The organism is Paenibacillus alginolyticus DSM 5050 = NBRC 15375 (assembly GCF_000422905.1).
Taxonomy (GTDB): domain Bacteria; phylum Bacillota; class Bacilli; order Paenibacillales; family NBRC-103111; genus Paenibacillus_E; species Paenibacillus_E alginolyticus.
In genome coordinates this window covers 48,303-62,350 of sequence record NZ_AUGY01000001.1, presented here as the reverse complement: position 1 = coordinate 62,350, position 14,048 = coordinate 48,303, and the positions used below count along the sequence as shown (strand labels likewise).

General features: G+C 45.1%; 15 protein-coding genes and 1 riboswitch. Of the genes, 1 reads left to right on the top strand and 14 read right to left on the bottom strand.

What is annotated here, in order from left to right; all coding sequences use genetic code 11:
- The first annotated feature begins 1 nt into the window (after position 1).
- Positions 2-1,297, top strand: a complete 1,296-nt coding sequence (locus G519_RS0100345) for an ArsB/NhaD family transporter (protein ID WP_029192967.1) — start codon at positions 2-4, stop codon at positions 1,295-1,297.
- Positions 1,298-1,353: 56 nt separating this feature from the next.
- On the opposite strand, the gene ytfJ is transcribed toward G519_RS0100345, so the two are convergent.
- The 14 genes from ytfJ to G519_RS0100275 form a co-directional block, all read right to left on the bottom strand.
- Positions 1,354-1,851 (bottom strand): GerW family sporulation protein, encoded by a 498-nt coding sequence (gene ytfJ, locus G519_RS0100340; protein WP_029192966.1) that lies wholly within the window; start codon positions 1,849-1,851, stop codon positions 1,354-1,356.
- A gap of 118 nt (positions 1,852-1,969) precedes the next feature.
- The gene (locus G519_RS47125; protein ID WP_051252976.1) at positions 1,970-2,671 is read right to left on the bottom strand and encodes a DUF2953 domain-containing protein; all 702 of its coding nucleotides are present in this window, start codon (positions 2,669-2,671) and stop codon (positions 1,970-1,972) included.
- A gap of 220 nt (positions 2,672-2,891) precedes the next feature.
- The gene (gene scpB, locus G519_RS0100330; protein ID WP_029192965.1) at positions 2,892-3,494 is read right to left on the bottom strand and encodes an SMC-Scp complex subunit ScpB; all 603 of its coding nucleotides are present in this window, start codon (positions 3,492-3,494) and stop codon (positions 2,892-2,894) included.
- Entirely contained in the window at positions 3,478-4,269 is a 792-nt protein-coding gene (locus G519_RS0100325; protein WP_029192964.1) for a segregation and condensation protein A, read from the bottom strand. The genes scpB and G519_RS0100325 overlap by 17 nt, the downstream gene beginning before the upstream one ends.
- A gap of 15 nt (positions 4,270-4,284) precedes the next feature.
- A complete protein-coding gene (locus G519_RS0100320) occupies positions 4,285-4,926 on the bottom strand; it encodes a site-2 protease family protein (RefSeq protein WP_029192963.1) in 642 nt (213 codons plus the stop codon).
- Entirely contained in the window at positions 4,926-5,396 is a 471-nt protein-coding gene (gene ribH, locus G519_RS0100315; RefSeq protein ID WP_029192962.1) for a 6,7-dimethyl-8-ribityllumazine synthase, read from the bottom strand. Before ribH ends, G519_RS0100320 begins: the two co-directional genes overlap by 1 nt.
- Before the next feature lie 51 nt (positions 5,397-5,447).
- Positions 5,448-6,674, bottom strand: coding sequence for a bifunctional 3,4-dihydroxy-2-butanone-4-phosphate synthase/GTP cyclohydrolase II (locus tag G519_RS0100310; protein ID WP_029192961.1), 1,227 nt, complete (start codon positions 6,672-6,674; stop codon positions 5,448-5,450).
- A gap of 48 nt (positions 6,675-6,722) precedes the next feature.
- Entirely contained in the window at positions 6,723-7,394 is a 672-nt protein-coding gene (ribE, locus tag G519_RS0100305; RefSeq protein WP_029192960.1) for a riboflavin synthase, read from the bottom strand.
- Between the two features lie 16 nt (positions 7,395-7,410).
- Positions 7,411-8,520, bottom strand: a complete 1,110-nt coding sequence (gene ribD, locus G519_RS0100300) for a bifunctional diaminohydroxyphosphoribosylaminopyrimidine deaminase/5-amino-6-(5-phosphoribosylamino)uracil reductase RibD (RefSeq protein ID WP_029192959.1) — start codon at positions 8,518-8,520, stop codon at positions 7,411-7,413.
- 233 nt (positions 8,521-8,753) lie between these two features.
- Positions 8,754-8,936: riboswitch (FMN riboswitch) on the bottom strand.
- A 203-nt stretch (positions 8,937-9,139) separates the two neighbouring features.
- Complete coding sequence (locus G519_RS0100295; protein WP_029192958.1) at positions 9,140-9,571, bottom strand: peptidylprolyl isomerase; 432 nt, start codon at positions 9,569-9,571, stop codon at positions 9,140-9,142.
- A gap of 233 nt (positions 9,572-9,804) precedes the next feature.
- The gene (gene lysA, locus G519_RS0100290) at positions 9,805-11,136 is read right to left on the bottom strand and encodes a diaminopimelate decarboxylase (RefSeq protein WP_029192957.1); all 1,332 of its coding nucleotides are present in this window, start codon (positions 11,134-11,136) and stop codon (positions 9,805-9,807) included.
- A 159-nt stretch (positions 11,137-11,295) separates the two neighbouring features.
- Positions 11,296-12,930: a spore germination protein gene (locus G519_RS41200; RefSeq protein ID WP_051252975.1), complete on the bottom strand. Its 1,635-nt coding sequence runs from the start codon at positions 12,928-12,930 to the stop codon at positions 11,296-11,298.
- A 23-nt stretch (positions 12,931-12,953) separates the two neighbouring features.
- Complete coding sequence (locus G519_RS0100280; protein ID WP_051252974.1) at positions 12,954-13,376, bottom strand: stage V sporulation protein AB; 423 nt, start codon at positions 13,374-13,376, stop codon at positions 12,954-12,956.
- On the bottom strand, positions 13,373-14,005 hold the full coding sequence (locus G519_RS0100275) for a stage V sporulation protein AA (protein WP_029192955.1): 633 nt from the start codon (positions 14,003-14,005) through the stop codon (positions 13,373-13,375). The genes G519_RS0100280 and G519_RS0100275 overlap by 4 nt, the downstream gene beginning before the upstream one ends.
- Between the last annotated feature and the right edge of the window lie 43 nt (positions 14,006-14,048).

Here is a 14,048-nt window from a genome sequence, read left to right as displayed (position 1 = left end):
CATGCTAACTTGGATTGCCTTACTTATTTTTATTGTGACGTATGCGCTCATTATTTCTGAGAAAGTCAATCGCGCGGTCATCGCCTTACTTGGTGCTGTGATCATGGTATTTGCCGGTATTCTAGACGTGCACCAAGTGTTTCAACAGTATATCGAATGGGAGACCATCACTCTACTTATTGGCATGATGATTCTCGTAGGGATTACGAATCAAACAGGAGTTTTTCAGTTCGTTGCCATTCGCGCCGCGAAAGCTGTGAAGGGAGATCCCTTGCGTATTTTACTCGTATTATCCGTATTAACGGCAGTTGGCTCAGCTCTCTTGGATAACGTGACAACGGTTTTATTGGTCGTTCCTGTCACCATTGCGATTACTCGGATACTGGGAATTAATCCGATCCCTTTCTTAATGTCTGAAATCATTGCTTCTAATATAGGGGGTACAGCAACACTCATTGGGGATCCTCCCAACATCATGATTGGATCTGCAAACCCACATCTAACCTTTAATGCCTTCCTTCTCAATCTTGCGCCGATTACGATCATTATTTTCGGTGTTGCCCTTTTCATGCTGTATAGGAAGTATAGAAAGGAATTGAGGCCTAATCCTGCTCTGCAAACTAAACTATTAGAGTTAAATGAACGTGATTATATCAAGGATACGCGGCTCATGAAGAAATCTTTACTTATCTTATCACTGACTATTATCGGGTTTATGCTTCATGCCATTATTCATGTTGATGCAGCAGTTATCGCGATAACCGGTGCTATTTTGCTCATGCTTTTCGGTCTCAAGGAACACGATGTCGAAAAAGCTTTTGATTCTATTGAATGGGTTACGATATTTTTCTTTGCCGGCCTATTTAGTTTAGTTGGAGGTTTACAAGAGGTTGGATTGATTAAAGTTCTAGCCATGAAAGCTCTAGCTGTGACGGAAGGAGACATCACAACCGCTTCATTATTGATTCTCTGGGGCTCTGGTATTGCATCAGCAACCATTGACAATATCCCATTCGTTGCTACGATGATCCCCTTAATTAAAGACATGGCTGAGGGGCTTGGACTTGCCGTTGATTCGGAGCCTATCAATATCCTGTGGTGGTCGCTTGCGTTAGGGGCTTGTTTAGGAGGAAATGGCACAATTATCGGCGCTTCCGCCAATGTTATCGTTGCAGGACTTGCTTCAAAAGAGGGCAAAGGCTTCAGTTTTATGGAATTTCTGAAGGTTGGGGCTCCTATAACCCTTGTCTCTTTGGCAATAGCCCATGTTTATATTTATATCCGTTATCTGCTGTAAGGGAATAAAAATGAAAAAGCTGTCCTCAAAGGACAGCTAAAACGAAGGCCAATCTGCTACACGATGAAGTTTTGATTCTCGATATTGGTTACATTTGTCCCGTTTGCGCCAACCGTACTGGCTGTTGTCTTGGTACTAAAGCCTTTGATCATGCTTTGGATTTTGTCAACCACTTGCGGTGCGGAGTCAATGAGGCGTTCAAGAATATGTGTTTGGTTGTCCAGTGGAACAACCTTCACGCCATTCTTGCCTACGACGAGGAAAGCAATTGGTGTAATGGATACCCCGCCGCCGCTACCGCCGCCGAAAGGAAGAGCAACCTTAGCATTCAGCGCATCGCTTCTACCTACAGAGCCGCCTTCGATTTCAATTTCGGAATCAGTCACGAATTCGCTGCCGCCTGCAGCAAAACCGAAACCAACTTTGGATATCGGCATGATAACACTGCCGTCCGGCGTTTCAACAGGATCACCGACAATTGTGTTAACGTCGACCATTTCTTTAATATTTTCCATGGCGACTTTCATGAGGCCTTGAATCGGGTGTTCGGACATGATCTTATTCCTCCTTAGAGTTTTTAGCCAGATACACTGACATCGGAAGCACATGCGTTAAAAAAGCAATAATGGTTCATTTGTAGAGTGCCCTTAGTGGAATATCCTTATGTACACTTCAAGAAGCCGTTTTAAATCGCGCTCTTGTCTTCAATACGATTTGAATCCAAGTTCGAATACCGCCTTTTACTTTGGCCGCTCTGCTAATCAACCGTATTCCAGCTACTACGATAAACCATACGCGGATACGTCCTGCGAATCGAAATTCGGTAGAAAATTGCTTCTCATTATATTGCGGAATAACATCAATCTGCGGCTTAGCTGTTAACTTCACATAGCGAATAGAAAATCCAAGCAGCGAGGATTTGATTCCCCATATTGCCCCTGTTGTAATCGCTGTTTCAGGAGCATCACCAAGGCCTATACGAGTTATCCATTTCAAATCCGTACATTCTACTTTTGCTAATGTCTGCTTCATCCAATCATAAAGATTTAATGTATGTACTAGTGCTTCCTTTGCTTGTTTGTAAACGTTGAGTATTTTATCTTTCGTGATATGATCCTTGGTCTCATCTTTAAGTTTGGAACTGGATTTGGTCACGATTTCCGATTTAACCAAAATCCCCTTCGTAAAACCTTTGAATTGTATAATTGGAATTACGTAACGATAGCGAATAAGCCCGAATAACGCCCGCATTTCCACTGATAACGTATCGTTATCCTTTACTCTTGAGAAATTGAACTCTCCACGAATAAAGCTACATAAGAAGACGATGATGACAAAAATGATGAAAAGAATGACAACCCCCAGCCACAACAACTTAGCATCCCTCCTAATATAGGGATCTTTGAGCTATGCTCAAAGTCTCTCCGCTTTGGGATCTTTGAGCTATGCTCAAAGTCTCTCCGCTTTGGGATCTTTGAGCTATGCTCAAAGTCTCTCCGCATAACCAAAAAAACTCCGCCTGCAAGAAAAAATCTTCTTGTAGGTGAAGTTAGTATGACCTTAAAAAGGAAATGAAATGCATGTGTGCGGGTTCTTATTCAATTTCATCACTTACATCTTCAAGTGTAATCTGCTTCTGATCCCCGCCTATTCGGTCAAATAATAGACGTGTCTCTTCCTCCAAATCGAAATTCCCTTGGAAGCTTCCCGAATCCGGCAGCTCTGTAATCGAACTAAGCCCGAAATATTCTAGAAATTGTTTGGAGGTCCCATACAATATCGGTCTCCCCACCGCATCAGCGCGTCCGACTTCCGTTATCAAGTCTTTGCCGGTTAAGGTTGCCAAAGCTCGGTCGCATTTCACGCCGCGGATCTCCTCAATTTCAACTCTAGTAATTGGCTGTTTATAAGCAACGATGGATAAAGTCTCTAACGCCGCTTGCGATAGGGACGATCGGGAAGGTGAATAAGCAAGACGTTCAAAATAAGGCGCATGTTCCGCTAAGGTAGTTAACTGATACGCTCCAGCTACTTTCACAATCTGAATGCCGCGACCCTTTCGCTTGAACTCCGTTCTCATATCTTTGAGCAGATCTCGAACCAAATAAAGATCAAGCTCCATGACCTCAGCTAATTGCTTGGCATCCAAACCTTCGTCGCCAGAGGCAAAGAGCAGTCCTTCAATAATTGATTTCATCTGTTGGAAATTGAGTGTCAATGTCAGAAACCTCCTCTTTCGCTTGGATGACGATGTCTTCAAATAACTTGTACTGATAGCAAATAACTTTTTTCATTTTCATTAATTCAAGTATGGCTAAGAATGTCACAACGATTTCTTCACGTGTCATTTCGTAATCGAATAGCTTCGAGAAGAGCAGCTTGCCGCCTTTGAATTTCAGTAAATCAATTACCTCACGAATTCGTTCTTTAACGGAAATTTCATCTCTGCGTATTCTCGTCACCACATTACGGTTAGCCAGCTTCCTTAACGTTCGTTGAAAGGCAAACAAAAGATCGGCGACATCAAGTCCCTCAACCGGGTTCTCCTGAATGTCAGGCAAATAGGATGTCAAATCCTCAGGTTCCCGCGTATAAACTAGACTGCGTTCTACTTCTTTATCCCTTAGCATGTCGGCAATCGACTTGTACTTCCGGTATTCAATCAGCTTCGCAACAAGTTCTGCGCGAGGATCTAAGGAGTCGTCCATATCATCAAAATATTCATCAAATTCAATAACAGGCGGCTTAGGCAATAGCATTTTGCTCTTGATAGAAAGAAGTGTTGCAGCCATCACAAGAAATTCACTCGTAATATCCAGCTCCAACTCATGCATAGCTTGAACATAACCCAAGTACTGATCTGTTATTTCTTTGATCGGAATATTATAAATGTCAAGTTCATTTTTATCGATCAGATGAAGCAAAAGATCAAGGGGGCCTTCAAAGACTTCTAGCTTGTAGGTTACTTTCATTGCGTTATCCCCTTGTCATAGTGAAAATAGATTCATAACAAACTGCGCGGCAAACGGATATATATGTCCGAGCGCCCATTGTCCAACCGGTGTAATCAGTAAAACAATAACTAGAATAAGTGCATAGCGTTGATTACGTGCAAACCATCCCTGCTTGCGGGTAGGAACAAGTCCTTTCAAAATATGCCATCCGTCAAGCGGATAAAGGGGCATCATATGTATAAGACAAATCATTAAATTGACGATGACGCAGTACTGCAAATAGACTCGCCATAGTTCAACCGTAGTGGATTCTGTCGCTCCTCCTACCAAATCCGGAAGAAAGAAATAGAGCCACCAGAAGAACAAAACGAGCAGTAAATTCGTAAAAGGACCCGCTAAATAAACAAGTGTGTGGGATAGCCTCGGTCTTTTCTTAAATCGTGATTCATCTACCGGCAATCTCTTCGACCAGCCATAAGGTCCGAAGATGATCATCGCTAGCCCCAAGGCATCTAAATGTGCCAAGGGGTTTAGCGATAACCGTTTGCTATCTCGAGCTGTACGATCTCCGAGCAGCCAAGCTGCCCCCGCGTGAGCCGCATCGTGCAGCGTCATCGCGATCAGAAAAGCGAACAACCTGGGCAGCAGTGTTTCCAGATGATAATAAGAAAGCATTACGAAGTGAATTGTTTCGTCAAATTCGCCATTTCAATCGCTGTGACGGCAGCTTCCCAGCCTTTATTTCCAGCTTTGGTACCCGCACGTTCCACCGCTTGCTCAATGGAATCTGTTGTCAAAACACCGAAAATCGTAGGAACGCCCGTTTTCAGGTTAATAGCAGAAACACCTTTCGCTACTTCGCTGCACACATAATCAAAATGCGGAGTTGATCCACGAATTACCGCGCCTAGTGTAATAACGGCATCGTACTTTCCGCTTTCAGCCATTTTTTGAGCGATTAGCGGAAGTTCGAATGCGCCTGGTACCCAAGCAATATCTACTTCATCTTCATTTACGCCATGACGTTTCAGAGCGTCCTGCGCGCCACCCAATAATTTGGATGTAATAAATTCATTGAAACGACCTACAACGATACCGTATTTCAAGTTTTGCGAAATTAAATGTCCTTCAAAAATGTTAGCCATGGTAAGATACTCCCTTTCTTATTTGAACAAGTTTTATTGGATTAGATTAGATTAAATACCGCTGCCCGAGTCATGAAAACTGAGCATATGGCCAAGCTTGTTTTTCTTCGTTTGTAAATAATTGAGGTTATCAGCCTTACTATCCATTTGAATCGGAACCCGCTCAACTACTTCAAGGCCGTAGCCTTCAAGACCTTTAATTTTGCGAGGATTATTCGTTAATAAACGAAGCTGCGTGATGCCAAGATCTTTCAAAATTTGCGCCCCAATCCCATAATCGCGAAGATCTGGAGCAAAGCCAAGCTTAATATTCGCTTCTACAGTGTCTAATCCCTGCTCTTGCAAGGCATAAGCCTTCAATTTATTGATTAAACCGATTCCGCGACCTTCCTGTCGCATATATAATAATACACCATTGCCCTCTTCATCAATCTGTTTTAATGCGGCATCCAGTTGTGGACCGCAGTCGCAGCGATGAGAATGGAAGACATCTCCAGTCAAACACTCGGAATGTACGCGTACCAACGTTGGTTTGGAAGGATCAATTGTCCCTTTGACAAGGGCCACGTGCTCTTTATTATCCAGTTGGTTCGTATAGGCAATAGCCTTGAAAGTACCGAAATCAGTTGGAAGCTTAATTTCAACTTCACGCTCAACCAATTTCTCCTGCTGATTCCGGTAATGGATTAAATCCTGAATCGTAATGATACGCAGATCGTGTTTCGCTGCAATTTCCATCAGATCAGGTACACGCGCCATCGTCCCGTCTTCTTTGATGACTTCACATATGACGCCTGCTGGATAAGAGCCACAAAGAATAGCTAGATCTATTGTCGCTTCCGTATGTCCAGCCCTGCGGAGGACACCGCCCTTCTTGGCAATCAGTGGGAAAATATGGCCAGGTCTGCGGAAGTCCTGCGGTTTTGTTTCGGGATCAATCAAGCCCAAGATTGTTCTTGAACGTTCATGCGCAGATATCCCAGTGCTGGTATCCATATGGTCAACAGAAACAGTAAATGCAGTTCCATGATAATCCGTATTCCGAGCAACCATGGGAGGAAGCTCAAGTTGTTGTGCACGTTCTTCTGTTATAGGTGCACAAACGAGTCCGCGTCCCTCTCTGATCATGAAGTTAATGACTTCTGGTGTAGTCTTATCAGCAAGTGCGATAAAATCACCTTCGTTCTCGCGATCCTCATCGTCTACAACAATAATGACTTTACCTTGTTTGAGATCCTCTAGCGCTTCTTCTATGGTGTTGAAGTTTATTTGTGTCATATTCACCTCTCCTAAGAGTTTTGCTTTAGCAAAACTGACTTCAAGTTCTTACATAAAGCCGTTATCGGCAAGAAAGCTCGCAGTTAACGTACTTTGCTTTTTCCCGTTTCCATCCGAAGATTCTGATGGACCGAACTTTAGCAAACGCTCCATATACTTGCCTAGCACATCACATTCTATGTTGACCGTATCCCCGGCCTTTTTATCATGTAGAACCGTTTGAGCAAGGGTATGCGGGATGATGGAGACCGCAACTTCACGATCATTGACATCAACAACAGTAAGGCTAATCCCGTCAATCGTGATGGAACCCCCGGATATAATATATCGGAAAATATGCTTGTTCTCCGGTTCGAACCGATAAACAACGGCATTTTCTTCAGGTATTCGTGAAAGGATCGTTGCAGTTGCATCCACATGCCCTTGAACGATGTGGCCGCCGAACCGGCCATTCGCTGCCATCGCTCGTTCCAAATTCACGCGGGTGCCTGTTTGTAGTTTGCGAAGATTCGTCTTGCGGTAAGTTTCTGGCATCACATCCACGGAAAATGTATCGTTATCAAAGGCGATGACCGTCAAACAGACGCCATTAACAGAAATACTATCACCCAGGTGGACATCTTCAAGCACCTTCTTGGCAGCGATGGTCAACACCATCGCTTGTCCATGACTATGAATGCGGCGCATGTGGCCGATTTCTTCGATAATTCCGGTAAACATGCAAGTCCTCCATTCGTTAGCTCTTATAATTCGGATAGCCGGTTATGCAGATATCCGGTCCGAACTGCTCGACCTTGAGTCGGTCGAGCGTAATCGCATCATCCATCTTCGCGAAGCCATTGAAGTTGATGTTTACAGGTGCTGCAGAGCCTCCGCCGATAATTTTCGGCGCAAACATCAGCACCAGCTTATCAATCAGGCGCCGCTCCAGCATGGCGCCGTTGAGCTTCCCTCCACCCTCTAGGAGGATGGAGCCGATCTCGCGCTCGCCGAGCTGCCGCATGGCGAGCGTCAGGTCCACCTGCGGGCCGTCCCCGCAGGTGAGGACCGTAATGCCGCGCGCTTCCAGCGCGGCACGCCGCTCCACGGGCGCCTGTGCGCTCGCGAGCAGGATCGTCGGCTGACGATCCTGCTCCGTGAGCACCCGGGCGTCCAGCGGGACTCGCAAGCGCGAGTCCGCGACGATCCGTACCGGCTGCACAGCCGGTACGTCGCCGCGCGCGCTCAGCAGCGGGTCATCGGCGATGACGGTGTCTACGCCGACCATGATACCCTGATGCCGGTGGCGCAGGGTATGAACGAAGGCACGCGACGCTGGGGACGTGATCCACTTGCTGTCGCCGGTTTGCGAGGCGATGCGACCGTCAAGCGTGCTCGCTGTTTTCATCGTCACATAAGGCATGCGGGTGACGATGTATTTGTTGAAGGCCTCGTTCATTGCCGCGGCCTCCTCTCCAAGCAGCCCAACCATCACGTCGAGACCGTGCTCTCGCAGCTTAGCGATGCCTGTCCCCGCAACCTGCGGGTTGGGATCCGTTCCAGCGACGACAACCCGTGTCACTCCCGCCTCAATGAGTCGGTCGCTGCAAGGCGGCGTCTTGCCAAAGTGACTGCACGGCTCTAATGTCACATAAGCCGTGCTGCCCTTGGCTTCCTCGCCTGCCATTTGCAAGGCGAGAACCTCGGCATGGCCATGCCCGCGCTTAAGGTGCGCTCCCATGCCAACAATGCGTCCATTTTTAACTAGGATACACCCTACTACGGGATTAATTCCCGTCTGACCAAGAGCACTTTCAGCCATTTGCAGAGCAAGTCTCATGTAAGCTTCGTCATTCAGTACATGCACGAAGTTCACCGCCTTTCAAGTTCATTCTCAAATTTGTATGCAAAAAGGCCCCTCCGTGTATCGGATAGGGGCCAGAGATTGTCTAGATAACACGAAGAAGCTTCATCCATTCATACTTGCCGCATTTTTGTTCAAATCAAACAACAACGACCTATCTGCCTTAAAGACAGACCTGCCGAATTTTTGTTTACGTGAAAAAATGTACAAGCATGCATGGCGAATCAAATGTTCGCGTTTTCCTTCTCCCATCCAGACTATACTGTCGGTTCCGGAATTGCACCGGATCAGCCGTAGCGAAGCTGTGTATCAGGTACCGCTAGCTTCAAAACGGGTCACGGACTTATCGAAAACAGGTAACGGGTACATGCTTTCGAATCACCGCCGGTGTGGAATTTCACCACGCCCCGAAGGTTTTGCATACATATGAAAGTTACTTACAACTAGGAACTAGCTATAAATTACTTTGGTAATGAAAAATTTATCACTCACACTTACAAAAAGCAAGTGCTTTTTTCCTTTTCACATTAATTTCTTACTTTTTCTATGAATTCACTCGGAATTATTACAAAAAAGAAATCTGTTGAAATGAATCAACAGACTTCTTTTCGATGATGACGATTTATACTTCTACAACTTCAACTTTTTCCATCAAATCTTTGCCTTTGAAAGCATCGACTAACTCCATGCCTTTGGATACTTTACCGAATACAGTATGCCCGCCATCCAAATGCGGTTGCGGTTGGTAAGCAATATAGAACTGGCTACCACCTGTATTTCTGCCTGCATGAGCCATAGCCAAGGAGCCGCGCTCATGTTTGTTCGGGTTGATTTCGCAGTCGATTTGGTAACCAGGGCCACCAGTTCCTGTTCCAGTAGGGCAGCCACCTTGTGCTACGAATCCTGGAATAACACGATGAAAAACAAGTCCGTTATAGAAACCGGAGTTTGCTAATTTTTCAAAGTTAGCAACGGTATTCGGTGCATCTTTTTCAAAAAGATCGATAACGACTTCGCCGCCACCTGCTAGTTTAATTTTTGCTTGTTTGGCCATTTGTGGTCCACTCCTTTAGGAAATAATATCTTATTCTACTATGAAAACTTCCATTTCACAAACTGCGCTATATTTCTAACACAATTCTACCGCGACTATGCCCTGTTTGACTGCGAATAACATGGCTATCAGCCATAACCTGCGCGATTTCCTGACATTCGATTTCGATAAAATAAAACGCAAAAAAGGAACCCCCCCGTGTAAGATGAGGTTTCCTTCTTTGTTAATGCTATTTAAACAGTCTCGCTCAATTGTTTCATTCGTGCAGGAATGATGTCGTTACCTACGATATTTTCAAATGTTTCGCGTTTCACGACGAGATCACTTTGACCATCTTTTACAAAAACAACGCCTGGTCGGCGAATACGGTTATAATTGCTTGCCATTGCATAATTGTATGCACCTGTACAAGATACAGCAAGAACGTCGCCTGAATTTACTTTTGGCAGGTTCAGATCCCAGATCAGCATATCGCCGCTCTCACAGCACTTCCCTGCAATCGATACAACCTCTGTTGGTTGCTCTGTAGCACGGTTAGCCAGCATCGCCTCATACACAGCATCATACAAAGCAGGACGAGGGTTGTCAGTCATGCCGCCGTCTACAGCCACATATTTACGCACCCCTGGAATGTCCTTTGTTGTACCTACGGTGTACAACGTAGTTCCGGCGTCACCTACGATACTGCGACCTGGTTCAACCCAAATTTCAGGCATTGGAAAATCATTGCTGCCGAAGTTGTCTTTAATTGCGTCTGTAATAGCTTTCACATAAACGGCAACGGGAAGTGGGCTATCTTCGTTCACATACCGAATTCCGAAACCTCCGCCAAGGTTAATGACCTTGAACGTAACGCCTATTTCTTTGCGGACTTGAACGGCAAAGCCGGCCACTTTCTCAGCTGCCATGCGGAAGCCTTCTACTTCAAAAATTTGGGACCCAATATGGGAATGAACGCCTAGTAATTCTACATTTCTTAATTGCGAAGCTTCTTGAACAGCGCGGAATGCAGATCCATTGCCCATGTCGAAACCAAATTTGGAATCCGTCTGGCCTGTGGAAATATATTCATGTGTATGTGCCTCAACACCCGGCGTAATACGCAGCAAGATCTTCACCTTTTGGCGCTTCTCTCCGGCAATCGCATCCAACATTTGAAGCTCAATAAAGTTATCTACGACGAAACAGCCAATTTTGGCATCGATCGCCATTTCCAATTCATCGATTGTTTTGTTATTGCCATGAAAATGAATTCGGTCCGCTGGGAATCCTGCTTGTAGAGCCGTATACAGCTCACCATCGGAAACAACGTCCAGTGACATTCCCTCTTCATCTACAATTCGGCACATAGCCATTACGCAGAATGCTTTACTTGCATAGGCCACTTGGAATTTCAGACCAGATGCTTTGAAAGCTTCAACGAATTCACGGCAGCGCCCACGCACTAACGCTTCGTCAAATACATATAAAGGAGTGCCGTATTCAGCAACCAATCTCGTTGCATCGACACCGCCGATTTCGAGGTGGCCTTGGTCGTTTATTTTACTAGTACCATGTAAATACATAGCTTTAATTCCCTCTCTCCCTGAACCTTCTTCTTGCTATTTGCCGCCAAAGAGGTTAACGTGCATTACTATTAAAAGTACCATATGGCATGCTCTTTTGACAATACACGCTTCGACATAAAAGCAAAAAAGGACAGGTGAATTCCCTGCCCATTTCTGTTATTTGGATTTTGGTTGACGCGTGCCATCAATTGGCTTTGTAATACTTAGCCGCGTTTTGCCAGCAAGCACCGGACGACGAACCAGGATAGCAAAGAAGCTTTTGGCGTTAAATGGAAGAAATGGCCACATATAGGGTGCATTAAAGGATTTCCTTGAGGCCAGAAGAATCAACCATAGTGTTGAGCCTACTACAAATCCGGGGACATGGAAGATCGCCACGATGATTAAGAGCGCAAGCCTTATTATTCGATTAGCTAGACCCAATTCATAGCTCGGTGTCGCGAACATCCCAATGGAGGCGAGAGCCAAATATAGGATAACCTCATTGATAAAAAGACCCGTTTTCACCGCGATATCTCCAACCAATATGGCTGCGACCAAGCCCATTGCGGTAGCAAGCGGTGTGGGTGTATGAACAGCTGCCATTCGCATGAGATCAATCCCTATATCCGCTAACAAGAACTGAACCAATAGCGGGAGAGTTCCTTCCTTCTGCGGACCGAGGAACTCAAGTCCCGGCGGCTTTAAGGAGGGATCCATCACCATCATAAACCAAAGTGGAAGCAAGAAAATCGAAGCCATAATGCCAGCAAAACGCACCCACCTTAAATAAGTACCAATGAATGGCGTTTGCCGATATTCCTCAGCATGCTGTACATGATGAAAAAAAGTAGTCGGCAGGATCATGACGCTCGGTGACGTGTCCACGAAAACACAGACATGACCTTCCAGTAAATGAGCAGATACAACATCCGGCCGTTCAGAATACCGAACCATTGGATACGGGTTCCACCCTTTATTAACAATCGCTTCTTCCAGCTGTTTTTCTGCGAGAGGAAGGCCGTCGATTTCAACATTTTTTATTTTATCTTTCACAGCTTGGACTAAGTCCGCGTCAGCAATATCGTTGATATAGCCCACACAGACATCCGTCTTGGTTCGTTTGCCGACTTGCATGATTTCCAACTTAAATCTCTCATCGCGAATTCTTCGTCTGACTAATGTTACATTCAATAAAAGAGTTTCAACAAAGCCATCTCGTGATCCTCGGACGACCCTCTCCAAGTCTGGTTCAGCAATCGAACGAATGGGAAAATTTTTGGCATCGATCGTAATCCCCGCAGACTCTCCTTCAATGAAAAATGCCGTTCCGCCCATCAATACTTGGCCTACGATTTCAGATATTTTCTTGTAGGTCTTCACTTGAATGTGCGGAATTAATTTCTCAATGAATGCTTCTAGCGTATGATGTGAAACTGATTCTTCGTCCGCATAAGTAAGACGTGTAATGATATCGGTTAACACCGTATCTTTGGCAAATCCATTGCAATAGAAGATGCCTACGCGTTTGGATCCAAACACCATTTCTCTGAGGATAAGATCGAAGCTTCGATCGAGTCCTACTCGCTCCTCCAGCACCCTTCGAACTTCTCGAAGAGTTCTAGGGATATCTTCCTGAATTTTAAGTGCCTTCTCCTCAGGCGTCATGTCTGTTATTGGATTGTAAACAGATAAATTGCCTTCCTCATCTATAGCCAATTTCTCAGACTGTTCCTTTGATTCGCTCGATTCGTTTGATTCGTTGGAGTCATTCTGATCGCTCCCATTTCCCTTTTTCACAATAAACTTCATTTGAGCGCCTCCTTCGACACACGTTAATAAAATAACCATTCAAACAAGGATCCAACGACTTTACCGAAAATCATCGCCATGAGCAGCAGAATCATATAAGATCCCATGCCAACACGCTTGGCGAGGATAGGCAGCACGTTAATGATTTCTGTCAATGCGGCCGCTAGCATGCCAACGAAACAACCAGCAAAAATACCTACCACTGCTGCTCCCATCGGAAAAAGATGCACCTTAGCATCACTGAAATCAACCCAAGTAAATAAGAGTGAGCCTAACACAACCGCTGCTTCATAAGCATGAATTTTCGAAAACGAACGTGTGATCTGAGCAAGTCTTGGAATAATATCCAGTACCACAAGGAATGCGACCATGCCGCTGCCAACTGCGATTCCACCAGCTAACCCGATAAAAGCCGCCAAGAAGGCCTCCCCAAATTGGGTAATCACGAACGGTCTCCTTCCTCATGAATTTTGACATATTCTTCTGTTATCACATAACGGTTTATATTTTCCTGATACATAAACATCTCTACTTCAAGCGGGCTAGGTTCTTCATTGAATTTTTTCTTAAACAGATGGTTGAAAAAAATGACCATTCCAACACCTATCCCTAAGGAATAAGGGATTTGCAGTATGAGCGGATGCTCCACCTTTTTCCCTGTCATCAATTCATAAATACGTTGGTGAACTTGCAGCATGGACACATCCGCATGAAAATTCATAATGGCCAGGCCTGAACCGATGAATAAGAGCAGCCAAACCAAACCGATAAGTATAGGACTTGGCTTTCTGGGATCGGAAATAATCTCAAGAAGCACATGAGGTTCTCCGAAATGCTCAATTTGCAGCTGTGGATAAAGATCTTTCACTTTCCGAACGATCAGCATCATGTCAATGAGCACGCGATTGCCATCCTCATGTTGAGGATGATGAATGATCAAATTGTTCAGTGCTTGCTCATATTCAGGTTCCACGAAAATCTGAGCGATATGACGTAAGTACACAACATTCCCTTTGCGAACGTTGGCTTTTCGACGCAGCCGGATGTATACATATGGTTTTTCATCCCGAATCATGGTTTCACTCCCCTCAGCGCATAGTGGTGAATCCTCCATGTAT

Excerpts from the sequence above, each read along its gene's own strand:
- G519_RS0100345 (WP_029192967.1), top strand. The coding sequence starts at position 2 with ATGCTAACTTGGATTGCCTTACTTATTTTTATTGTGACGTATGCGCTC.
- ytfJ (WP_029192966.1), bottom strand. The coding sequence starts at position 1,851 with ATGTCCGAACACCCGATTCAAGGCCTCATGAAAGTCGCCATGGAAAAT.
- scpB (WP_029192965.1), bottom strand. The coding sequence starts at position 3,494 with ATGAAATCAATTATTGAAGGACTGCTCTTTGCCTCTGGCGACGAAGGT.
- G519_RS0100325 (WP_029192964.1), bottom strand. The coding sequence starts at position 4,269 with ATGAAAGTAACCTACAAGCTAGAAGTCTTTGAAGGCCCCCTTGATCTT.
- G519_RS0100320 (WP_029192963.1), bottom strand. The coding sequence starts at position 4,926 with ATGCTTTCTTATTATCATCTGGAAACACTGCTGCCCAGGTTGTTCGCT.
- ribH (WP_029192962.1), bottom strand. The coding sequence starts at position 5,396 with ATGGCTAACATTTTTGAAGGACATTTAATTTCGCAAAACTTGAAATAC.
- G519_RS0100310 (WP_029192961.1), bottom strand. The coding sequence starts at position 6,674 with ATGACACAAATAAACTTCAACACCATAGAAGAAGCGCTAGAGGATCTC.
- ribE (WP_029192960.1), bottom strand. The coding sequence starts at position 7,394 with ATGTTTACCGGAATTATCGAAGAAATCGGCCACATGCGCCGCATTCAT.
- G519_RS0100295 (WP_029192958.1), bottom strand. The coding sequence starts at position 9,571 with ATGGCCAAACAAGCAAAAATTAAACTAGCAGGTGGCGGCGAAGTCGTT.
- lysA (WP_029192957.1), bottom strand. The coding sequence starts at position 11,136 with ATGTATTTACATGGTACTAGTAAAATAAACGACCAAGGCCACCTCGAA.
- G519_RS41200 (WP_051252975.1), bottom strand. The coding sequence starts at position 12,930 with ATGAAGTTTATTGTGAAAAAGGGAAATGGGAGCGATCAGAATGACTCC.
- G519_RS0100275 (WP_029192955.1), bottom strand. The coding sequence starts at position 14,005 with ATGATTCGGGATGAAAAACCATATGTATACATCCGGCTGCGTCGAAAA.